Source organism: Kribbella sp. NPDC048928, assembly GCF_043197975.1.
GTDB lineage: Bacteria > Actinomycetota > Actinomycetes > Propionibacteriales > Kribbellaceae > Kribbella.
Map to the genome: position 1 here is coordinate 470522 of NZ_JBICUC010000005.1, position 22202 is coordinate 492723.

The window sequence follows — 22202 nt, forward strand, 5'->3', positions numbered from 1 at the left end:
ACCTTTATGCGCTCTTCCTGTGAGGGTGGCGTTTGGTCACCAGCGCGTCGACGAGGTAGCTCGCGACCTCGCCCGGAGTGGTCCCGCGGCCGAACACCCGGTCGACACCGAGCTCGCCGGCCATCTGCTCGGTGAAACGGGGGCCGCCGGCAACCAGTACCGGCCGTGCGTCCTCCGAGTACGCCTCACGGAACGCCGCGGACATCTCCTTGGTGTTGAGCAGGTGCGCCTCGCGCTGCGTCACCACCTGCGACACCAGGATGGCGTCGGCCTTCTCGGTCCGGGCACGCCGGACCAGCTCCGGTACGGCAACCTGGGCGCCGAGGTTCACGACCTTGACCTCGCGGTAGTACTCGAGGCCCTTCTCCCCGGCGAATCCCTTGATGTTCAGGATCGCGTCGATGCCGACCGTGTGCGCGTCGGTCCCGATGCAGGCGCCGACCACCGTCAGCCGGCGGCGCAGGCCCTTGCGGATCGCCAGGTTCACTTCCTTCGGCGACAGCAACGGGTAGTCGCGTTCGATCACCTCGACCTTGGACGTGTCCACGAGGTGGTTCACCGGTCCGTAGACCACGAAGAACGTGAAGTCTCCGCCGATCGGCTTCGAGTGCACGACCAGCGCCGGGTCCATGCCCATCTTGTTGGCCAGCTGCACCGCGGCGCCCTCGGCCCGCTTGTCGTGCGGGACGGGCAGCGTGAACGACAGCTGCACCATCCCGTCCCCGGTGGTGTCCCCGTACGGCCGGATGATGCTCACTGGATGCCCTCCTCGAGCAGGTCGATCGCCGGGTTGTAGTACTCCGAAGACTTCCGCGCGACGCCCTCCAGGCCGCGGCCGGCGTCCTGCGGACGTTTCATCAACCCGAACGTGCCGTCGCCGATCGCGTTCAGCAGCCCGTCGTCGACGATCCGGTCCAGCAGCTCCACCGACTCCCCCAGCACCTGCCGGGCGCGCTGCGCGATGAAGCCGTTCGGCTCCGGGCGGAAGTCCTCGTGAAGGTTGCCAGCAGCCCCTAAAACGTAGCGAACGTTCTGCAGCGCCAGGTCCCGGTCCGAGATCCAGGGTGTGACGACCGCCTCGGTCATCATGCCGACGAGCAGGATGCCCTGCCCGGTCATCGCGCCGGCCAGGTTGAAGAACCCGTCCAGCAGGTAGCCGCGGAACACGTCACCGGTCATGTGCCGGGTCGGCGGCATCCACTTCAGCGGCGCGTTCGGGAACAGCTGCCGCGCGAGCATCGCGTGCGCCAGCTCCAGCCGGAACGAGTCCGGGATATCGGGGTTGATCTCGAACGCATGCCCGAGCCCGAGCTGCCAGTCCTCGAGCCCGGCCTCCTTGGCGAAGTACTCGTTGAGCAGCTGCGACACCGTGACCGTGTGCGCGGCATCGACCGCGTCCGCGGTGGTCAGGTAGTTGTCCTCGCCGGTGTTGATGATGATCCCGGCGCGGGCGTGGATCTGGCGGCTGAACCGCTGGTCGACGAACGTCCGGATCGGGTTGATGTCGCGGAACAGGATCCCGTACATCGAGTCGTTCAGCATCATGTCGAGCCGCTCGAGCCCGGCCAGCGTGGCGATCTCCGGCATGCACAGCCCGGACGCGTAGTTGGTCAGCCGGACGTAGCGGCCGAGCTCCTTCGACGACTCGTCGAGCGCGGCCCGCATGAGGCGGAAGTTCTCCTGCGTCGCGTACGTACCCGCGAAGCCTTCCCGGGTCGCGCCCTCCGGCACGTAGTCGAGCAGCGACTGCCCGGTCGACCGGATCACCGCGATGATGTCCGCGCCCTCGCGCGCAGCGGCCTGCGCCTGCGGGATGTCCTCGTAGATGTCGCCGGTGGCAACGATCAGATAGATCCACGGGCGCTGCTCCGGGTCGCCGTGCCGCTTGACCAGCCGGTCCCGCTCGCGCCGGCGGCCGTCGATCCGCTTCATCCCTGCGGTCGCCGCCTTGCGCGCCGCCGAGCGCGCCCGGGTCAGGTCCCGTCCCTCGGGCATCCGAAAGGTCACCGAGCCCGAGGCCGCCTTCTGTGCCAGTACGGCGAGATCTTCCGCCTCGCCGCGCAGCAGCGCGTCCCAGACCGGCAGCGCGAACCCGTGCTCGAGGCCGATGTCCGCCCGGACGGTGTCCGCGAGGCGGTTCACCCACGGAATGCCTTCTGTGTCGGCGCCCGTCAACCCGGCGAGACGCAGGACGGCGCGCTCGACCGAGACAGTGGTGTGCTGCCGGGCGAGGTTGACGATCGGCCTGCCCGCCTTGCGCGCGAGACTGCGCGCCTTCCGGACGGTGACCGGATCGAGGTCGAGCTTCTTCGGCATCACAATCCCTCGGATTCGTAGACGACACGGCCGCCGACAACGGTCCGCACACAGGTCGGCGTGCCTTCACTCAGGTCCGGCAGCACCGGTACGCCGGCGCGCGGATCCGTCGACCAGGCGGCGACCCGCTGGTCGGGGGTCTGGACGACCAGTTCGGCGTCGCTCTGCCAGATCGCGTACGTCGCCGCGCTGCTCGGCGCGAGCACGCCGGCGTCGTCGATCCCGGCCGCCCGCCAGCCGCCGCGGGTGTGCGCCTGGAACGCTGCGCGAACGGTGATCCGCTCGGACTGCTCGTGATGGAACGCCGCCGCCCGTACGGCCTCCCAGCCGCCGAGCTCCGTCACGGGCGCATCCGACCCGAACGCCAGGACGACGCCCGCGCGGGCGAGCGAACCGAACGGGTTCATCCCGCGCCAACGGTCGCCGACACGCTCGGCGTACATCCCGTCCGGACCGCCCCACAAACCGTCGAACATCGGCTGCACGCTCGCGACGACGCCGCAGCGGGCCAGTACGGCGATGGTTGCCTCGTCCACCATTTCGACGTGCTCGAGCCGGTGCCGCGCCGCGACGAGTGCTTGGAGGCCGACCTTCTCCGCGGCGAGCTCGAACCCGCGGGCGATGTTGTCCAGCGCCTGGTCGCCGATGCAGTGGAACCCGGCCTGCACGTTCCGCTCGGTGCAGGCGATCACATGCTCGGCGATCTGCTCGGCCGACAGGTACGCATGTCCGCGGTGGTCGGCGCGATCCGCGTACGGCTCCCGTAGCGCTGCCGTCCGCGAACCGAGCGCACCGTCCGCGTTCAGGTCGCCCGCGAGACCCGCCAGCCCGTACGTCCCGAGGTGCTCGAACGCACCAGGCTCACCCCAGTACAACGTCGCCGACAGGCCGATCTCCTCGGCAACCTCACGCACGATCGGCAGCTCCCACAGCGGCCCGATGTGCGGCGCCGCCATCTCGTGGAACGCGCCGATCCCCTTCGCGGCCATGGCCCGGAGCGCCGCTGCAATCTCCATCCGCCGCTGGTCCGGCCCGATCAGCTCACCAAGCGCATCCCGGACGAGGTGGTTCGCCGCGCGCTCGACCCGTCCGCTCTCGTCGAAGCCCTCGCCTCGCGCAACCTCCACGAGCGCGGACGACACCACGCCCGAGTGCCCGTCCACGCGGGCCAGGTACACCCGCCGGCCGCCGCCGGCCGAATCCAGTTCCTGGGCGGTCGGAGGGCGGCCCTCCGGCCACTTGGTCTCGTCCCACCCGGCGCCGTCGATCACCGCATCCGCGGGCAGACCCCCCGCGAAGGCCGCCAGCTTGTCGAGCGCCTCGGTCAACGAGTTCGTACCGGCCAGATCGAGACCGGTCAGCACGGCGCCCGTACCAGCTGTGTGGACGTGGGCATCCACGAAGGCGGGCGTCACGAGCTTGCCGTCGAGGTCGATCACCTCGTCGGCGCCGTCGGCGTAGGAAGCAGCACCGGTGTCGTCACCGATCCACGTCACCACGCGAGAGTCGAAGGCGATCGCGGTCGCGTGGGGGTCGGCGGGCGAGTAGACGGAACCGTTCGTCAGAAGTGTGCGCACGCTCTAATCCTCCGCCAGCCTGCTCTCGAACAGACCACGGACACCCGGCTCGCTGCGCAGCAACTCGAGCGCGTAGTCGGCATGCCCCGGCACGTATCCATTGCCGACCAGCATCGTCACGTCCGCGGCGAGACCCTCCGCGCCGAGCGCCGCGGCCGAGAACGAGGTCGCCATCGAGAAGAAGATCACGGTGCCGCCGGCAGCGGTCGACAGTACGGCGCTGTGCTCACACCCCGGTACGTCGACGCAGACCACGGTGATGTCCGCGGGTCCCCCGGCCTCATCGACCGCCTGCGCCAGCGCCACCGGGTCGCGTGCGTCCGCGAGCGCGACGACATCGGCGATGCCTGCGCCGGTGAGCCGATCGTGCTCGGCCTGGAACGGCACGATCCCGATCGTGCGCTCCGCTCCTGCGGCGCGTGCGGCTGCCAAGGACAGCGATCCCGACTTACCTGCGCCGCCAATGACTGACACGACAGGTTTAGTGCCTTTGTCGACATACGAACGGACCACGCGCGCGGTCAGCGCCGGGGCGCCGCAGACGTCCATCACCGCGAGCGACAACTCGGGCGCCAGGTCGTCGGGCAGCTTCGCGACGATCGACCGGGCGAACAGGATCGCGTGCCCCTGCGCCGGGACCTGCTCGCTCTTACCGTCCCAGTCCTTCAGCTCGTCAGTGATCTGCAGCGGGGTGAGCGTCAGCGACACGAGGGTCGCGACGCGGTCGCCCTTGCGGACACCGAGCGGCGAGTCCGGGCCGGCCTCGTCCACGACACCGACGAGCATGCCGCCGGAGCCGGTGACCGGGTTCTGCATCTTGCCGCGGGTCTCGATGATCTCCAGGACCGCCCGGCGGATCGCGGCGCCGTCGCCGCCGTGCGCCTCGGCCAGCTGCCGGTACGACGCGGCGTCCAGGTTCAGGCGCTCGACCGCGATGCGGACCTCGTCGGACCAGATCTCGGGACGTACGTCCAGTCTCTCCGCCGCCTGCGGCAACACGCCGGACGGTGCGAGTACGCGGTGCAGTCCTACTGGGCTCGACGACACATGTCCTCCTCGTTGCGGTCAGGCAAAATACTACTCAGATCACGCCGTGACGAGAATTCTTGCGGCGTACTGTTGGATCTGAGGGAAGTTCTATCGCTATCCTCACATGAGACAGCAACATTGCCGAAGTCCTGCGGAGGGACCCGTGACCGACCTGATCACCCCGGAGCTCGCGCAGTCCGGCGACCACGGCGACGGCCAGCCGTACGCCTACCGGCGGGCCGAGCTGGTGGAACCGGACTGGACCCGGCTGCCCGGCTGGAAGGGCGTCACGGCCGAGGAGTGGCGCTCGGTGCAGTGGCAGCGGTCGCACTGCGTGAAGAACGTGAAGCAGTTGCGTGACGTGATGGGCGATCTGCTCGAGGACCGGTTCTACGACGACCTCACCCGCGACCAGGCCGAGCGCGCGACGATGTCGATGCTGCTGCCGCCGCAGATGCTGAACACGATCGTCCCGCAAGGTGCCGCCGACTACACCGAGGCGTTCTACGCGGACCCGGTCCGCCGCTACATGCTGCCGGTGTTCACCGACCGCCGCACCGACTGGCCGTCACACCCGCACGCCACCCGGGACTCGTTGCACGAGCACGAGATGTGGGCCACGGAGGGGTTGACCCACCGGTACCCGACCAAGGTCCTTGCGGAGATCCTGCCGACGTGCCCGCAGTACTGCGGGCACTGCACCCGCATGGACCTGGTCGGGAACTCGACGCCGGTGATCGACAAGCTGAAGTTCGTCGCGAAGCCGCAGACCCGGCTGGACGACATGCTCGGCTACCTGCGCCGTACGCCGGGTGTCCGGGACGTCGTCGTCTCCGGTGGCGACGTGGCGAACATGCCGTGGCCGCGGCTCGAGTCGTTCCTGATGAGCCTGCTCGAGATCGAGAACATCCGCGACATCCGGCTGGCGACCAAGGCCCTGATGGGCATGCCGCAGCACTGGCTCTCGTCCGACGTCCTGTCCGGCGTCGAACGCGTCGCGTCGGTGGCACGCAACCGGGGCGTGATGGTCGCGATGCACACGCACGTGAACGCGGCCCAGTCCGTGACGCCGCTCGTCGCCGAGGCGTCGAAGGCGATGCTCGAGGCCGGCCTCCGCGACGTCCGCAACCAGGGCGTGCTGATGCGCGGCGTCAACGACTCGATCCCACAGTTGCTCGACCTGTGCTTCGCGCTGCTCGACGGCGCGAACATCACGCCGTACTACTTCTACATGTGCGACATGATCCCGTTCTCGGAGCACTGGCGGGTGTCGGTTCGTGATGCCCAGCATCTGCAGCACGGCATCCTCGGCTACCTGCCGGGCTTCGCCACACCGCGGATCGTGTGCGACGTCCCGTACGTCGGCAAGCGCTGGGTGCACCAGCTGTCCGAGTACGACGAGGTGCGCGGCATCTCGTACTGGAAGAAGAACTACCGCACCGGCATCGAGCAGCAGGACCCGGAAGCCCTCAACCGCACCTACGAGTACTACGACCCGATCGACAGCCTCCCCACCGACGGCCAGAACTGGTGGCGCCAACACGCCGGCAACCACCTCGCCGAAGCCGAAAAGCGCGCCGCCGCCTCCCGAGCAGCAGCCGAATCCCAAAAACTCCTCGACCTCAACTAACCGTCTTGGGTGCCGCAACAGCAGGGGGCGGCACCCAAGATCTTTGGTGCTGCAGGCAACTCCCCTACCCGATCCGTTCGGTGACCCCGCGACCGCTACCATCACGGCACCTTTGTCGTGCGGCATGTCTGGGGCAGGCCGCGATCTCGGGAGTTGCTCGTGCGGGTGATCCGCAGGATATTCGGCGTACAGCTGGCGTTGATCGGGCTTGTTGTTGCTGTGGTTGGCGGGGCGGCGGCGTTCTGGTTGATCGGACCGGACAACACCGTGCACTCCGGTGACCAGCACCTCAGCAGCAAGGGGCCGGCGATCGCGACCATGCCCGACCTGCTGAACCGGAACGGCCCGGTCCTGCACGTCGACGTACGGTCCACGAAGAATCAGCCGGTGTTCGTCGGCGTGGCCCGCGACTTCGATGTCAGCAGTTATCTCAAGGGCATCGCCCAGACCAGGATCGTGCAGGTGCAGTACCCGATCGCACTCAGCACGCAGGACCGGAAGGGTACGGCGGGTCCGCTGGCCGCGCCCGCCACGCTCGACTGGTGGGTGGCCAAGGCGAGCGGCGTGGGCAACCAGTCGATCGCCTGGCCGATCGCGGACGGGCCGTACGACGTCGTGATCATGAACGCCGACGGCAAGCCGGCTCCGGACGTCCAGGTCGACCTCGGCATCGAGGTCCCGAAGGCGTTCAGCACCGCTCTCGCAATCTTTGCCGTCGGCATCATTCTCCTTGCCGTGGGCATCTTCCTGGTCCTGTTCCGCCGCCGGAACAAGGAGTCCGGGCCGCCGCAGTACACCGAGGCTCCGCCGACGTACCCGCAGGAGAATCAGGCGCCGTACCAGCAGTCCCCCGCCGGACCGGTCCGGCGGGTGGCGGTCGCTGTCCTCGCCTTCGGTCTGGTCACCGGTTGTGCGGCGGTGCCGCCCGCGAACACGGTGACGTCGTTGACCCGGCCGGCGATCGAGAACTCCGCGGCCGCGGCGGCGATCAAGCACTACAACGAGGTCAACAACAAGGCGAACAGCACTCGGAACAAGAACCTGATTGCGACCGTCGAGGGTGGGAACCTCGTTCGGGAGAGTCAGGCCGGCTACAAGATCGACCAGGCGGCCGGGGCGAAGCCGATTCCGGCGTTCACGTACACCAAGCCGGTGATCGGCGCGCCGCAGTACGGCAGTTACCCGATGCAGTTCGTGAGTTCGTCGGGGATCTCCGACACCAAGGACTACCGGCATCTCGGCGTCTGGGAGCGTGCGTCCGCCGGCAGCCCGTGGATGCTCATGTTCGCGGCCGGCGTGAAGACCGGCGTCAAGCTGCCTGACTTGTCGGGCCTGCGCCCGGTGGCGAAGGCTGACGACACCAGGCTCGCCGCGGCTCCGCAGGCAGCCGCGACTGCTCTGGCGACCTACCTGACCGTGGGGGCCAAGTCCCCGAAGGCCGCAGCCTTCGCGCCGAACGCCGACGTGACCCGCGTGCTCACCGAGCTCGCGACGGTGCGGGCGGCCCAGTCGAAGCCTCCGCAGGCCGTGCGCAGTGTCGCCGACGTGTTCACGGCCCCGCCGGCATCACCGACGTTCATGACCAAGTCCGGTACGGCGATCATGTTCGTCACGCTCACCCAAGAACACACGCTGATGATCGCGAACAACTACACGTTCAACTGGGCGGCCCCGCCAATGACCGCGTTCAGCCCGGCAACGGCGAAGTACGAGAGCGCGCTCACCTCGACAACGCTGCACGACCTGGTGCTGCTGATCCCACCGAAGGGCAAGGGCAAGATCCAGATCGCCTCCCACGAGGACCAAGTCATCGAGGCCGGCGGCTACTAGACCGGTCAGCGACTACGCCCAGGCGGGATCACGGCCGGTCAGTCCGAGGATGCGGTCCAAGGTCGGTGCATCGAGCGGAACTGCGACCTCGGCTCCGTACATGCCCAGCTCCCGTCCCTGCTCCACGCCGGCGAGGATCGTGTCGTGGAGCTGGGTCAGCAGGTCGGCCGGAAGGTCCAGCCGCTGCCCGGTCGCGACCGCCAGGTCCCAGCCGTGTACGGCCAGCTCGCCGACGATCATGTCGCCCAGGACGCGCGCAGGCAGCGTCTGCGGCGTGCCCATGGTCGTCTCGCCCTCCCACGCGTCCGGCGGAGCCCAGGACGACGTGATGTCGTCCAGCAGGGCGAGCAGGCGTTCGCGCCAGTCGGCCGCCGTCAGGTCCAGATCGGACTCGGCCGCGGCCGGCTGCGGAACGGCCTCCTTCCGGCCGCCGCCGGCGAGCGACGGACCCCAGAACAGCAGGTGATTGACCAGGCCCCGCACGTCGTACTCCGTGCACGGGGTCTTGTTGGTGAGCTGGTCGTCGGTGATGGTGCGGGCGATTGCGGCCATGGCCTCGGCCGCTATCAGCGCCACGCCTACCACGCCCCGTCGCCGGCGCTCGCGCCGTGGGTCGAACGGTACTGGGAGGCTCGCTGGGACTACGCCGAGCCGTACCGGCAGAAGATCGTGCCGTACCCGAACGTGCACCTGACGTTCGGTGGCGCCGGCGCGGCCGTCAACGGCGTGTGCAGCGGCTACCAGATCAAGGTCCTCGAGGGCCGTGACCGGGTCTTCGGCGTCGCGTTCCGGCCGGGTTGCTTCCGCCCGTTCCTCGGTGCCTCCGTCGCAACGATCACCGACCGCGTCGTTCCGGCAGCTGACGTGTTCGGACCGGATCTGCCCCAGACGGTCGATGCGGAGACAGTTGAGGCGTTCCTGCTGAGCCACCTGCCGGACGACGACCCGAGCACGCGCAAGGCGCTCGCCGCGGTCGAGTTGATCGCCGAGGACAAGGCCGTGACCAGGGTCGAACAGCTCGCCGATGAGCTGGGGCTGACAGCACGGGGGTTGCAACGGCTGTTCGCTGAGCACGTTGGTGTCGGACCCAAGTGGGTGATCCGCCGCTATCGCCTGCACGAGGTGACCGCACGCATCGCCGCGGGCGGGGCGATCGACTGGGCCGCCCTGGCCGCGGAACTCGGCTATGCCGACCAGGCCCACCTCATCCGTGACTTCAAGACCATGTTCGGCGAGCCGCCGACTTGGTATGCGCAGCGGTATTAGCTACACGCCGACGAGGTTGCGGAGGTCGGCGAAGGTCGGGACTGTTGGGCCGGGCCAGGTGGGGGCGTTGTTGGCGTGTTCGGTGGTGCGGATGGTGTACATGCCGAGGGCTGCGGCGGCGGTTAGTTCGTTGTCGTTGCCGTCGCCGATGAAGACGCAGTCGGCTGGTGCGGCGCCGAGCGCGTCGCAGGCCGCGTGATAGATCGTGGGATCGGGCTTTGCGGCGCCGACCTCGGCGGAGAACGCGGTCGCGTCGTAGTACTTCGCGAGCGGGCTGGCCGGCCATTGGAGCTGGGTCTCGGCGGTGATGTTGCTGATCAGCCCGATCCGCCAACCGGACGCCTTGAATGCGGCCAACGTCTCGAGCGTCGCCGCAGGCGCCCGGCTCAGCAACCGCTGCGCGAGCGCTCGGCGCAGATTCGTTGCCTCCTGCACCTGCTCGTCGGTCGGCGTCCCGCCGCAGCGCTCGGCGATCACCCGGAGTGTGTTCGGCAGATCGCCGTACGCTCCGATGAACCGCTCGTACGACGACGCGTCGAACGCCTGCTGGAACGCCGTCGCGTCCACTCCCAGCGCCGAGCCCATCTGCGCGTTGACCACGTCCCGTTCACTGTCGCCGCCCGAGATCAGCGTGCTGAACAGGTCGGTCAGCAGGACCTTCACAGGGCCGGAGGACGGCGCTCGTACGGAGTGCTGAGGACGATCGTCGTCGTGGTGGAGACATTCGCGCGGGCACGGATCACGGCGAGCAGGTTCTCCAGAGCGGCCGGCGAGGCGACCCGGACGACGAGAACGTAGCTGGAGTCGCCCGCCACCGAGTAGCAGGACTCGATCTCGCGGACGTCGCGGAGCCGCTCCGGGGAGTCGTCCGGCTGCGACGGGTCGATCGGCCGGATCGAGATCATCGCGGTCAGCGGAAGATCCAGCGCGGTGTGGTCGACCGTGGCGGCGTACCCCTGGATGATGCCGCGCTGCTCGAGGCGCTTGACCCGCTGATGTACGGCCGACGTGGACAGGCCGGTCGCCTTGCCCAGATCGGTGAAACTCATCCTGCCGTCGGTCGCAAGCAGCCCGACGATCTTACGGTCAAGGTCCTCCATCCCGAAGACCCTACTGCCCCGGGCGCCCGGCATGAAAGCATCTCCCCATGGCTGAGACAGTTCCCGGGACCCAGCGGCTGATGCTGCTCGACACCGCTTCCTTGTACTTCCGCGCGTTCTTCGGCGTACCGGACACCATGAAAGCCGCCGACGGTACGCCGACGAACGCGGTCCGTGGGCTGCTCGACTTCATCGCCCGGCTGGCCGAGAACCACCGGCCGACGCACCTGGTCGCGTGCTGGGACGACAACTGGCGCCCCTCCTGGCGGGTCGCGCTGATCAGCTCGTACAAGGCGCAGCGGGTCGAGTTCGTGACGGCGAAGGGCGAGCAGCTCGAGGACGTACCGGACCGGCTCGAGGCGCAGATCCCGTACATCCGGGCCTGCCTGGAGGCGATCGGCATCCCGATCGTTGGGGCGGCCGACCATGAGGCCGACGACGTGATCGGCACGCTGTCGCACCAGGCCACGATGCCGGTCGACGTCGTCACCGGTGACCGCGACCTGTTCCAGCTGATCGACGACAGCCGCGGGATTCGGGTCGTCTACACCGCCGCGCGGGGCGTCGGCCGCGCCGAGGTGTACGACGAGAAGGCGCTGCTCGACAAGTACGAGGTGCCCGCTCAGCGGTACGCCGACTTCGCCACGCTGCGTGGTGACGCCTCCGACGGGCTGCCCGGCGTGAAGGGTGTCGGCGAGAAGACCGCCGCCGCGCTCGTCACCGCGTACGGCGACCTGGACGCGATCCGCGCCGCCGCGGCCGATCCGGGTACGCCGATGGCGCCCGGTGTGAAGAAGAAGATCCTCGCCGCGAGCGACTACCTCGACGTCGCACCGAAGGTGGTCGCGGTCGCCAAGGACGCCCCGGTCGGTACGTACGACGCGACGCTGCCGCAGACGATCAAGGACCCCGAACGCTGGCTCGATCTGGTCGAACTGCTCGAACTCGGCGGCAGCGCGCAACGCGTGATGTCCGCCCTGAACCTGGGACCGAACGCATGAAGACACGCGAGCTGGCGGAGAAGTTCCGCGAGGACATCGTCACGCTGCGCCGCGCACTCCACCAGGTGCCGGAGTACGACCTCGACCTGCCCAAGACCCAGCGGCTCATCCTCGACGCGCTCGAGGGTCTGCCGCTCGAGATCACGCTCGGCAAGGAGCTGTCGTCCGTGACCGCCGTACTGCGCGGCGGGCGTGGCCCGGGCCCTGTCGTACTGCTGCGCGGTGACATGGACGCGCTGCCGGTCACCGAGCGCACCGACGTACCGTTCGCGTCGCAGCATCCCGGGATGATGCACGCCTGCGGTCACGACCTGCACGTCGCCGGGCTGGTCGGCGCCGCGAAGGTGCTGTGCGCGATGAAGGACGAGCTGCCGGGTGACGTGGTGTTCATGTTCCAGCCGGGCGAGGAGACGTCCGGTGGCGCGCCGATCATGATCCGCGAGGGCGTACTGCACGCGGCGGGGCGCCGGGCCGACGCGGCGTACGGACTGCATGTCGGCGCATCGTCGCAGCCGCTCGGGATGTGGAGCAGCCGGCCCGGATCGTTCATGGCTGCGGCCGACCAGCTGCATGTACGGGTGATCGGCGAAGGCACGCACGGGTCGACGCCGTTCCGCGGCAAGGACCCGATCCCGGTGCTGTGCGAGATCGTGACCGCGCTGCAGACCATGATCACGCGGCAGTTCGACGTCTTCGACCCGGTGGTACTCACGGTCGGGCGGATCGCGGGCGGCACGAAGGAGAACATCATCCCGGACGACGCGTTCTTCGACGCGACCGTACGGACGTTCTCCGAATCGGCCCGTGCGAAGGCGCGGACCTCGTCGATCCAGCTGGTGGAGAACCTGGCGGCCGCGCACGGGCTGCAGGTGGAGGCCGTGTACGAGCTGGGGTATCCCGTCACGGTCAACGACCCGGCGGAGTACGCCTTCGCCCGTTCGGTGATCGAGGACCTCTACGGCGCCGACCGTTTCCGCGAACGCCCGACCCCGCGCTGCGGCGCCGAAGACATGTCCTACGTCCTGAACGAGGTCCCCGGCGTCTACCTCAACCTCAGCGCCTGCGCCCACCCCGACCCGGACGCCGCCGCCGACAACCACTCCCCCTTGGCCAACTTCGAGGACTCCGTCCTCCCCGACGGAGCCGCCCTACTCGCCGAACTCGCCGTCCGCCGCCTCGCGCGCTGACGCCAGTCCTGTCAGTACGAGACCGATGACTGTCGTGGCCGCGGCGACCAGGTAGATGGCCGGCAGGCCGGGTCCGGCGACGACCCGGCCGCCGAGCCAGCCGGCGAACGCGGCTGCGACCTGGTACGCCGATGCGTTGACGGCGACCGCCAGCGTCGGTGCCATCGCAGCTGTGGTGAGTACGCGCGCCTGCATCCCCGGAAGGAACGAGAAGCCGACGGCACCGAGCGCGAACACCAGCGCGCCGGTGGTGAACGATGACGGGCTGAGGCGAAGAGCAAGCAGGAGTACGACGAGCAGCGCGAGCGCCCCGAGCTGGGACCGCAGCAGCGCACGATCAGCGAGCCGGCCGCCGACCAGGTTGCCGATCGTCGCGCCAACCCCGTACAGCAACAGCATCGGTGCGACAGCACCGGCCGTGAAGCCGGCCGGTCCGGTGAGGAGCGGCGCGAGGTAGGTGAAGACCATCAGTAGACCGATGTTCGCGACCGCTGTGATCGTGATCGCGAGCAGCAGGTCGCGGTTGCGGAAGACGGCGAACTCCCCCAGCGCGCCGGTGCGGACGCCGGGCTGACCGCCCGGCACGAAGCGCGCCACCAGCACGAGCCCGGCCGCGCAGCAGGCGGAGATCGCCGCGAACGTTGTGCGCCAACCGAACGCCTCGCCGATCCAGGTGCCGAGCGGGGCACCGAGGATCATCGCGAGATTCATGCCGAAGGCAAGCTTCGCCACTGTCGACGCCTTCTTCTCCGGCGGCGCGGAGGCGGTCGCGATCACGATCGCGTTGGCGAAGAACGTCGAGGTGACGAGCGCGGTCACGATCCGCGCCGCGAACAGCAGGCCGAACCCGGGCGCGACCGCCGAGAGCAGGTTGCCCGTCACAGCCACCGCGAGCAGTGCGAGGAGGAGCGGCTTCCGGGCACGCCCCGCAGTCATTGCCGTGAGCAATGGACCGCCGACGATCATCCCCAGCGCGTACGCCGTGACCAGCAGTCCGGCGGACGGGATCGACACATCGAGATCGCCTGCCACCGCCGGGAGGATCCCGGCCACCACGAACTCCCCTGTCGTCACCCCGAAGACGCACACCAGCAACGCCGTCAGCTTCATCGTCACCTCACGGTTAGATCACCAGTTATCCGTGAGAGACGGTAGCGCCACCTCACGGATGATCGCAACCTGTACCATGAGAACCATGCAGCCGCCGTTGCCGCCCGCGCCCGGGTCCGACGCCTACCTCGCGCTCGACTTCGCGAACACCGCGATCGCGCTGCCCGGCGGCCAGTACGTCGACCTGCTCGGAAGTCCGGCATCCGTGAACGGCTGGCTGACCGCACACAACCTCGCGCCGGACAACGCCGACGTACAGGAGCTGTGCGCGACCCAGCTCCGGGCGCTCCGCGAGCACGTCCGCTCACTGTTCGCCGCGCGTATCGCGGGCGTACCGGCGCTTCCCGCGGCACTGACGGCCGTCAACGATGCGCTCACCCAGGTGCCGACGGCTGCGCTTCTGCGATGGGACGACAGCGACGGGCCGTACCGCGCCGTCCCCTGCCCGACCAACCAGATCCTCGAGCACGCGCTCGCAACCATCTCGGCGAGCGCAGCGGACCTCCTCACCGGCCCCGAGGCCGAAGCCCTCACCGCCTGCGAGGCAACCTCCTGCAACCGCTACCTGATCCGCCACGGCCGCCGGCACTGGTGCTCCACCCGCTGCGGCGACCGAACCCGAGCCGCCCGAGCCTACGCCCGCCGCACCACCCGCTAGGAGAGGCTCGGGTTCGCGCACCGGCATCCCGAACAGCAGACAACACGGGCGGATATCCGCCCGTGTTATGGGTTCTCCATCGGTATGCGAATGGAGAACCCACAACACGCACGCAGAACCTGCGGCTGAGATGGGTCGGGTCAGCGGGCCATGGGGCCGGCGGCTGGGGTTGGGGTGGGGGTGGGGGTTAGGGCTGCTGCTTCTTCGTCTATGTCTACTACTGCGCCGCTGAATTGGGCGTTGTAGAGGCGGGCGTAGGCGCCGTCCAGGGTGAGGAGGTCGTGGTGGTTGCCCTGTTCGACGATGGCGCCGTTCTCCATCACCAGGATCAGGTCGGCGTCGCGGATGGTGGACAGGCGGTGCGCGATGACGAAGCTCGTACGGTCCGAACGGAGGGCGGCCATGGCGCGCTGCACCAGGACCTCCGTACGGGTGTCGACCGAGCTCGTCGCCTCGTCCAGGATCAGCAACTGCGGGTTGGCCAGGAACGCGCGGGCGATGGTGAGCAGCTGCTTCTCACCGGCGCTGACGTTGCTGCCTTCCTCGTCGATGACCGTGTCGTACCCGTCCGGCAGGCTGTGCACGAAGCGGTCCACGTACGTCGCCTTGGCCGCCGCCAGCATGTCCTCCTCGGTGGCCTGGAGGTTCCCGTACAGCAGGTTGTCGCGAATCGTGCCGCCGAACAGCCAGGTGTCCTGCAGCACCATGCCGATCCGCGAGCGCAGGTCGTGCCGGGTGAGCTCGGTGATGTCCACACCGTCGAGCGTGATCCGGCCGCCGTTCAGCTCGTAGAACCGCATGATCAGGTTCACCAGGGTGGTCTTGCCGGCGCCGGTCGGGCCGACGATCGCGACCGTCTGACCCGGTTCGGCGACCAGGCTCAGGTCGGTGATCAGCGGCTTGTCCGGGTCGTACGAGAACGACACGTGCTCGAACGCGACCCGGCCGCGGGCGTCGGTGACCTTCTCCGGCGTCGCGTCGTCCGGCACCTGCTCCTTCGCGTCCAGGACCTCGAACACCCGCTCGGCCGACGCCACCCCCGACTGCAGCAGGTTGGCCATCGAGGCGACCTGCGTCAGCGGCTGGGTGAACTGCCGCGAGTACTGGATGAAGGCCTGTACGTCGCCGAGCGACATCGTGCCGGACGCGACCCGGAGTCCGCCGAGGACCGCGATCACGACGTAGTTCAGGTTCCCGACGAACATCATCACCGGCATGATCAGCCCGGAGATGAACTGGGCACCGAACGCGGCCTGGAAGAGTTCGTTGTTCTTCTTCGCGAACTCGCCCTCGATCTCCTTCTGCCGGCCGAAGACCTTCACCAGCTCGTGCCCGGTGAACGCCTCCTCGATCTGGCCGTTCAGCGCACCGGTGTGCCGCCACTGGGCGATGAACCGGGCCTGGGACCGCTTGGCGATCGCCGCCGTCAGCAGCATCGTGATCGGGATCGTGATCAACGCGATCAGCGCCAGCACCGGCGAGATCACGAACATCAGCGTGATGACGCCGATCACCGTCAGCAGCGAGGTCAGCAGCTGGCTCAGCGTCTGCTGCAGGCTGGTCGAGATGTTGTCGATGTCGTTGGTCACCCGGCTGAGCAGCTCGCCGCGCGGCGCACCGTCGAAGTAGCTCAGCGGCAGCCGGTTCAGCTTGTCCTCGACGTCGGCGCGCAGACTCAGGATGGTCCGCTGGACGACGCCGTTCAGGATGTAACCCTGCGCCCAGGACAGGAAGAACGACCCGGCGTACAGCGCCAGGACGATCAGCAGAACGTTGCGCAGGGCATCGAAGTCGATCCCGACGCCCGGGATCAGGTCGATCCCGCTCAGCAGGTCGGCGTACCGGCCGTTGCCGGAGGCACGCGCCTGCTCGATCACCTGTTCCTTGCTGACGCCGCTCGGCAGCCGCTTGCCGATCGCGCCGGCGAAGATGATGTTGGTCGCCCGGCCGAGGATCTTCGGGCCGATCACCGACAGGCCGACGCTGCAGATCGCCAGCAGTACGACACCGGCAACCTTCGTGCGCTGGGGCCGCAGCCGACCGAGCAGCCGCTTCGCCGACGGCAGGAACGTCATCGACTTGTCGCCCGGGATCCCTCCCGGCGGGCCGAACCCGCGCCCGGTGGTCGGTCGCTCGGTGGCCTTGACCGTCTTGGCCGCTTCGCCGTTCTCCGACGGCGTGTCGGACGGCCTCTCCTGCTCACTCATGCCGCCTCCTCCGCGGACCGCTGCGACTCGACGATCTCGACGTACGTCGGACAGTTGTCGAGCAACTCCGCATGGGTTCCCTTGCCGACGATCGCACCGTCCTCGATCACCACGATCTGGTCGGCGTCGATGATCGTCGAGACCCGCTGTGCGACGACCACTACGCACGCGTCCCGGGTGACCGGCCGCAGCGCCGCTCGCAGCCGGGCGTCCGTGGACAGATCGAGCGCCGAGAACGAGTCGTCGAACAGGTAGATCTCCGGCTGTCGGACCAGGGCCCGCGCGATCGCGAGCCGCTGCCGCTGACCGCCGGACACGTTCGTGCCGCCCTGGGCGATCGGCGCCTCGAGCCCCTCGGCCATCGCCTCGACGAAGTCCTTGCCCTGGGCAATCTCCAGCGCCTGCCAGAGCTCCTCGTCGGTTGCGTCCGGATTGCCGTAGCGCAGGTTGCTGGCCACGGTGCCGGAGAACAGGTACGGACGCTGTGGGACCAGGCCGATCCGCTCCCAGAGCGCCTCCGGTTCGATGTCGCGTACGTCGATGCCGTCGACGAGCACGCGTCCGTCGGTCGCATCGAACAACCGTGGAACCAGCGAGAGCAGTGTCGTCTTGCCTGCACCGGTGCTACCGATGATCGCGGTGGTCTCGCCCGGCGAAGCGACGAAGCTGACGTTCCGCAGTACCGGCTCGGCGGCACCCGGGTACTGGAACGAGGCGCCCTCGAAGACCAGCTGGCCGCGACCGGTGAAGGTCTTGATCGGCGTCACCGGCGGACGCACCGACGAGTCGGTGTCGAGCACCTCGGAGATCCGGTCCGCACAGACCGAGGCCCGCGGCACCATGATCATCACGAACACGCCCATCATCACCGAGAACAGGATCTGGATCAGGTAGCTCAGGAATGCGGTCAGGGCGCCGATCTCCATCTTCCCGCTGTCGATCCGGCCGGCGCCGAACCACAGCACCGCCACGCTCGAGACGTTCAGGATCAGCATCACGGTCGGGAACACCAGCGCCATCAGCCGGCCGGCCCGGATCGCGGTGTCGGTCAGGTTCTCGTTCGCGGTACCGAAGCGCTCGACCTCGTGCGGCTCGCGGACGAAGGCGCGGACCACCCGGATGCCGGAGATCTGCTCGCGCAGCACCCGGTTCACCCCGTCGATGTTCTTCTGCATCTTCCGGAACTGCGGGACCATCCGGCTGGCGATGAACCCGACGCAGCCGGCCAGCAGCGGTACGGCGACCGCGACCAGCCAGGACAGGCCGACATCCTCGCGGATGGCCATGATGACGCCGCCGACCATCGTGATCGGCGCGGCGACGAGCATCGTCGTGGTCATCACCACGAGCATCTGGATCTGCTGTACGTCGTTGGTGCTGCGCGAGATCAGTGTCGGCGCACCGAACTGGTTCACCTCGCGGGCGGAGAACTCGCCGACCCGGTGGAAGACGGCCGCCCGGACGTCACGGCCGAACAGCGCCGCGGTCTTGGCGCCGAAGTACACGGCGGTGATGGTGCAGAGGATCTGCACCAGGCTGACGCCGAGCATCCAGCCGCCGGTACCGACGATGTAGCCGGTGTCCCCCTTGGCCACACCGTTGTCGATGATGTCGCCGTTCAGGCTCGGCAGGTAGAGGGAGGCGATGGTCCCGATCAGTTGCAGGATCACCACCAGGGTCAGGTTGCCTGCGTACGGACGCAGGTGCGTACGCAAGACGCGAAGTAACATCAATCATCCCCAGAGTCGTGACGGCGGGCGCCGCCGAGCGCGAACTCGACGACCTCCTCGGAAGCCGGTGGCTGACCGGTGTGGTGCTTGCGGAGACCGTCGAAGGCCAGGTCGACGATCTCCTCGGCGGTCAGCGCGTGGCCGCCGGAAATCATGGGATGGGTGGCGGAGAAGGTGAGCAGCCCGATCATCCGGACCACCTCCTCCGGCGGGAGCCGCAACTGGTCCGCGTCCGGCCGGAGCAGGTCCGCGAACGCGGCGTTGGCCTGCTCTGACTGGCGCTTGCGGCGCGCCTCGTCGATCGGTGACTGCTTCAGGTCCGGAGGCCGCTGCAGCCGCATCACGATCATCAGCCGGAAGACCCGCCGCAACCGGGACTGGCCGACCGCGACCGCCGCGATGGTCCGCTCCCGCAGCGGCAGCGACCGGTCGACGCCCTCGAGCGCGCTGATCAGGTCAGTGGTGTCCATCGCGGTCACCATCACCGCCTGGATCAGCGCGTCCTTGCTGCCGAAGGCGCGGAAGATCGTGCCTTCGGCGACCCCGGCCGCCTCGGCGATCTGCTTGGTGCTGACCTCCGGTCCGAACTCCTCGAGCAGCGGCAGCGTCGCCTCGACGATGGCAGCCCGGCGCTCTTCGGGTGGTAGTGGGGTCGCTCGTGGGCTCACGCAGTCCAAGGTAACTGAGTGAGTACTCACTCACAACTTCATTTACCCAGTTGGTGCAGACCGGTTCAGCGACGCTGCGCGACCAGCGCGGACACACCGTCGAGCAGCCGCTCCAGACCGTACTCGAATGCGTGTTCGGAATCGTACGGCGCGTCGAACTCACTCCCGACGGCGGTCCCGACGCGGGCCGACAGCGGGAACTTCTCCAGGTCGCTGATCTGATCCAGGTGCGGTACGTGCGCCAGCCACCACTCCTTGTCGGTCATCCCCGACCGCTGGATCACCGACCGCGCCTCCACCGCTGTCCGGACGGCCCCGTGTACGTAGCCGTTGACGAGCGCGACGGTCGCATCCATCTCGACGTCGCTCAGCCCGATCCCCTCGACCGCAGTCAGCTCCCACTCGTACTTCGCCATCACGTTCGGCCCGAGCGGCGGGCGGCTCGTCGCGACCTGGAGCAGCCAGGGATGCCGCAGGTACAGCTCGCGGTTCTCCCGTGCGACCTCGTCGAGCCTGGCCCGCCAGTCCCCCGGTACGACCTGCCGCGGCAGCTCGCCGTACACGCTGTCGAGCATGACGTCGAGCAGTTCGCCCTTCCCAGGGAAGTACCGGTAGAGCGTCATCGCCCCGACGCCGAGGTCGTCGGCGACGCGCCGCATCGACATCGCGCCCAGGCCCTCCGCGTCCGCGACGACCAGGGCAGCCGCCACGATCCGTTCGACCGAGAGCGCCGGCTTCGGCCCGCGGGTCGGCTGCGGGCGCCGGCGCCAGAGCAGTTCGAGGCTCTTCGCCGGGTCGCCGCTGCCGCTGTAGTCCTGGTTCATGTGCGTGATCCTGATCGATGGGCTATTCTTCGTACAGTGTACGCAATTGACCTCGAGTTTGGTTGAGGTCCTAGCGTCGGGTTTTGTCGGTGGTGTCCGGAATCATCGACGTCCCCAGCCCACCAAGCCAGCGGAGCACTGCCGTGAGTATGGAAATGACCGCGTGGAACTCGATGTACCACGCGATGCACGCACAGGACGAGAAGCGGGCGTTCTCGCGCGCCACCCTGCAACGGATCCTCGCGTTCGCGCGACCGCACCGGGCCCAGCTCGTCTGGTTCCTGGTGCTCAGTACGGGCGGGGCGGTGCTTGCGGTCGCGACGCCGGTGCTGGCGGGCCAGGTGGTCAACGCGATCGTCGGCGGGAAGGCGTTCCACGTCGTGCTGTGGCTCTCGCTGCTGATCGCGGCGATCGCGATCGCGGAGGCCGGGCTGGGCATGTTCACCAGGTGGCTGTCGGCGCAGATCGGTGAGGGGCTGATCCTCGATCTGCGGACGGCCGTGTTCGACCACATCCAGCGGATGCCGATCGCGTTCTTCACCCGGACCCGGACCGGCGCGCTGGTCTCCCGGCTGAACAACGACGTCATCGGTGCGCAGCGGGCGTTCAGCGACACGCTGTCAGGCGTGGTCAGCAACCTGGTGATGCTGGTGCTCACGCTCGTGGTGATGCTGCGCGTGTCGTGGCAGATCACGCTGCTCGCGCTGATCATCCTGCCGCTGTTCGTCGTACCGGCGCGCCGGTTCGGGGCCCGGCTGGCCGGCCTGCAGCGCGAGGCCGCGAACTACAACGCCACGATGAGCACGCAGATGACCGAGCGGTTCTCGGCGCCTGGTGCGACGCTGGTGAAGCTGTTCGGGCGCCCGGCGCGGGAGTCGTCGGAGTTTGCCGACCGGGCGCGCCGGGTGCGTGACATCGGCGTCCGGACCGCGATGGTGCAGTGGATCTTCGTGACGGCGCTGACCCTGGTGTCAGCCTTGGCGCTCGCCGTCGTGTACGGACTCGGTGGCTTCCTGGCGCTGCGGGACCAGCTCGACGCGGGTGCGGTCGTGTCGATGGCGCTGCTGCTGACCCGGTTGTACTCGCCGCTGACCGCACTCGCGAGCGCGCGGCTCGAGGTGATGACGGCACTGGTGAGCTTCGAGCGGGTCTTCGAGGTGCTGGATCTGGAGCCGCTGATCAAGGACAAGCCGGACGCGGAGCGGGTGCCGGAGGGGCCGGTCACGGTCGAGTTCACCGGGGTGAGCTTCGCGTACCCGTCCGCGGACAAGGTCTCGCTGGCCTCGCTCGAGGAGGTCGCGAAGCTCGACACCCGCGGCGGGGTCAAGGTCCTGCACGACGTCTCGTTCCGTGCCGAGCCGGGGCAGATGGTCGCGCTGGTCGGGTCGTCCGGCGCCGGCAAGTCGACGATCGCCCAGCTGATCCCCCGACTGTACGACGTCGACTCCGGGACCGTGAAGCTCGCCGGCGCCGACGTCCGCGACGTGTCGGCGGAGTCGTTGCGCGAGACGCTCGGGATGGTGACCCAGGACGGTCACCTCTTCCACGACTCCATCCGGGAGAACCTGCTGCTCGCGCGGCCGGAGGCCACCGAGGAGGAGCTGTGGGATGCGCTCGAGCGGGCCCGGCTGCTCGAGTTGATCCGGTCGTTGCCCGATCAGCTCGACACGGTCGTCGGCGAGCGTGGGTACCGGCTGTCCGGTGGTGAGCGGCAGCGGTTGACGATCGCCCGGTTGCTGCTCGCGCAGCCGCGGGTGGTGATTCTCGACGAGGCGACCGCCGCTCTCGACTCGACGAACGAGGCAGCGGTGCAGGCAGCGCTCACCGAGGCGCTGGCCGGACGTACGGCGGTGGTGATCGCGCACCGGTTGTCGACGATCCGCGCCGCCGACCAGATCCTGGTGATCGAGGACGGCCGCATCGTGGAGCGCGGCCGGCACGCCGAGCTCCTGGCCGCCGCCGGAAGGTACGAAGAGCTGTACAGGACGCAGTTCGAGCAGCCTGGGGCGGACAAAGCCGTTCCGGTCTGAGATTCACTGTCGGTCCTGCCGGTACTGTCGATACGGAGG

General features: G+C 68.7%; 19 protein-coding genes. 7 read left to right on the forward strand and 12 right to left on the reverse strand.

Going from position 1 to position 22202, the window contains the following annotated elements; translation table 11 throughout:
- Positions 1–4: 4 nt before the first annotated feature.
- Genes ACGFI6_RS24380 through ACGFI6_RS24395 form a run of 4 tightly spaced genes read right to left on the reverse strand, consistent with a single transcriptional unit; the run spans position 5 to position 4940 of the window.
- Positions 5–757, reverse strand: coding sequence for an OAM dimerization domain-containing protein (locus ACGFI6_RS24380; RefSeq protein WP_393122195.1), 753 nt, complete (start codon positions 755–757; stop codon positions 5–7).
- Positions 754–2316 carry a lysine 5,6-aminomutase subunit alpha gene (locus ACGFI6_RS24385; protein WP_393122197.1) on the reverse strand — a complete coding sequence of 521 codons (1563 nt, stop codon included), beginning with the start codon at positions 2314–2316 and terminating at the stop codon, positions 754–756. The genes ACGFI6_RS24380 and ACGFI6_RS24385 overlap by 4 nt, the downstream gene beginning before the upstream one ends.
- Entirely contained in the window at positions 2316–3893 is a 1578-nt protein-coding gene (locus ACGFI6_RS24390) for an amidohydrolase (RefSeq protein WP_393122198.1), read from the reverse strand. Before ACGFI6_RS24390 ends, ACGFI6_RS24385 begins: the two co-directional genes overlap by 1 nt.
- A 3-nt stretch (positions 3894–3896) precedes the next feature.
- Positions 3897–4940, reverse strand: coding sequence for an L-erythro-3,5-diaminohexanoate dehydrogenase (locus ACGFI6_RS24395; RefSeq protein WP_393122200.1), 1044 nt, complete (start codon positions 4938–4940; stop codon positions 3897–3899).
- 145 nt (positions 4941–5085) lie between these two features.
- Between ACGFI6_RS24395 and ACGFI6_RS24400 the strand changes: the two genes are divergently transcribed.
- Both ACGFI6_RS24400 and ACGFI6_RS24405 read left to right on the forward strand, forming a co-directional pair.
- The gene (locus ACGFI6_RS24400) at positions 5086–6552 is read left to right on the forward strand and encodes a KamA family radical SAM protein (protein ID WP_393122202.1); all 1467 of its coding nucleotides are present in this window, start codon (positions 5086–5088) and stop codon (positions 6550–6552) included.
- A 165-nt stretch (positions 6553–6717) separates the two neighbouring features.
- Positions 6718–8382: a resistance to Congo red protein gene (locus tag ACGFI6_RS24405; RefSeq protein WP_393122204.1), complete on the forward strand. Its 1665-nt coding sequence runs from the start codon at positions 6718–6720 to the stop codon at positions 8380–8382.
- 12 nt (positions 8383–8394) lie between these two features.
- Here the strand turns inward: ACGFI6_RS24405 and ACGFI6_RS24410 are convergent, their stop codons facing one another.
- The gene (locus ACGFI6_RS24410; RefSeq protein WP_393122206.1) at positions 8395–8934 is read right to left on the reverse strand and encodes a TIGR03086 family metal-binding protein; all 540 of its coding nucleotides are present in this window, start codon (positions 8932–8934) and stop codon (positions 8395–8397) included.
- On the opposite strand from ACGFI6_RS24410, the gene ACGFI6_RS24415 reads away from it, so the two are divergent.
- Positions 8845–9648 (forward strand): DUF6597 domain-containing transcriptional factor, encoded by an 804-nt coding sequence (locus ACGFI6_RS24415; RefSeq protein ID WP_393122208.1) that lies wholly within the window; start codon positions 8845–8847, stop codon positions 9646–9648. The two genes, ACGFI6_RS24410 and ACGFI6_RS24415, sit on opposite strands and share 90 nt — an antisense overlap.
- On the opposite strand, the gene ACGFI6_RS24420 is transcribed toward ACGFI6_RS24415, so the two are convergent.
- Both ACGFI6_RS24420 and ACGFI6_RS24425 read right to left on the reverse strand, forming a co-directional pair.
- Complete coding sequence (locus ACGFI6_RS24420; protein ID WP_393122209.1) at positions 9649–10311, reverse strand: HAD family hydrolase; 663 nt, start codon at positions 10309–10311, stop codon at positions 9649–9651.
- Positions 10308–10748 carry an Lrp/AsnC family transcriptional regulator gene (locus tag ACGFI6_RS24425; RefSeq protein ID WP_393122211.1) on the reverse strand — a complete coding sequence of 147 codons (441 nt, stop codon included), beginning with the start codon at positions 10746–10748 and terminating at the stop codon, positions 10308–10310. The genes ACGFI6_RS24420 and ACGFI6_RS24425 overlap by 4 nt, the downstream gene beginning before the upstream one ends.
- A gap of 80 nt (positions 10749–10828) precedes the next feature.
- Here ACGFI6_RS24425 and ACGFI6_RS24430 point away from each other — a divergent pair, with 80 nt between their 5' ends.
- Both ACGFI6_RS24430 and ACGFI6_RS24435 read left to right on the forward strand, forming a co-directional pair.
- Positions 10829–11749 (forward strand): 5'-3' exonuclease H3TH domain-containing protein, encoded by a 921-nt coding sequence (locus ACGFI6_RS24430; RefSeq protein ID WP_393122537.1) that lies wholly within the window; start codon positions 10829–10831, stop codon positions 11747–11749.
- Positions 11746–12936: a M20 family metallopeptidase gene (locus ACGFI6_RS24435; RefSeq protein ID WP_393122213.1), complete on the forward strand. Its 1191-nt coding sequence runs from the start codon at positions 11746–11748 to the stop codon at positions 12934–12936. Before ACGFI6_RS24430 ends, ACGFI6_RS24435 begins: the two co-directional genes overlap by 4 nt.
- Here the strand turns inward: ACGFI6_RS24435 and ACGFI6_RS24440 are convergent.
- Positions 12898–14046, reverse strand: a complete 1149-nt coding sequence (locus ACGFI6_RS24440; protein WP_393122215.1) for an MFS transporter — start codon at positions 14044–14046, stop codon at positions 12898–12900. The genes ACGFI6_RS24435 and ACGFI6_RS24440 overlap by 39 nt on opposite strands.
- An 85-nt stretch (positions 14047–14131) precedes the next feature.
- On the opposite strand from ACGFI6_RS24440, the gene ACGFI6_RS24445 reads away from it, so the two are divergent.
- The gene (locus ACGFI6_RS24445; protein ID WP_393122216.1) at positions 14132–14704 is read left to right on the forward strand and encodes a CGNR zinc finger domain-containing protein; all 573 of its coding nucleotides are present in this window, start codon (positions 14132–14134) and stop codon (positions 14702–14704) included.
- 140 nt (positions 14705–14844) lie between these two features.
- On the opposite strand, the gene ACGFI6_RS24450 is transcribed toward ACGFI6_RS24445, so the two are convergent.
- The 4 genes from ACGFI6_RS24450 to ACGFI6_RS24465 form a co-directional block, all read right to left on the reverse strand.
- Entirely contained in the window at positions 14845–16911 is a 2067-nt protein-coding gene (locus ACGFI6_RS24450) for an ABC transporter ATP-binding protein (RefSeq protein WP_393122218.1), read from the reverse strand.
- Positions 16908–18641 (reverse strand): ABC transporter ATP-binding protein, encoded by a 1734-nt coding sequence (locus ACGFI6_RS24455; protein ID WP_393122220.1) that lies wholly within the window; start codon positions 18639–18641, stop codon positions 16908–16910. Before ACGFI6_RS24455 ends, ACGFI6_RS24450 begins: the two co-directional genes overlap by 4 nt.
- Positions 18641–19309, reverse strand: coding sequence for a TetR/AcrR family transcriptional regulator (locus tag ACGFI6_RS24460; protein ID WP_393122221.1), 669 nt, complete (start codon positions 19307–19309; stop codon positions 18641–18643). Before ACGFI6_RS24460 ends, ACGFI6_RS24455 begins: the two co-directional genes overlap by 1 nt.
- 65 nt (positions 19310–19374) lie before the next feature.
- Positions 19375–20133, reverse strand: coding sequence for a TetR/AcrR family transcriptional regulator (locus ACGFI6_RS24465; protein ID WP_393122223.1), 759 nt, complete (start codon positions 20131–20133; stop codon positions 19375–19377).
- Positions 20134–20288: 155 nt separating this feature from the next.
- Here ACGFI6_RS24465 and ACGFI6_RS24470 point away from each other — a divergent pair, with 155 nt between their 5' ends.
- Complete coding sequence (locus tag ACGFI6_RS24470) at positions 20289–22163, forward strand: ABC transporter ATP-binding protein (RefSeq protein ID WP_393122539.1); 1875 nt, start codon at positions 20289–20291, stop codon at positions 22161–22163.
- Positions 22164–22202: the final 39 nt, after the last annotated feature.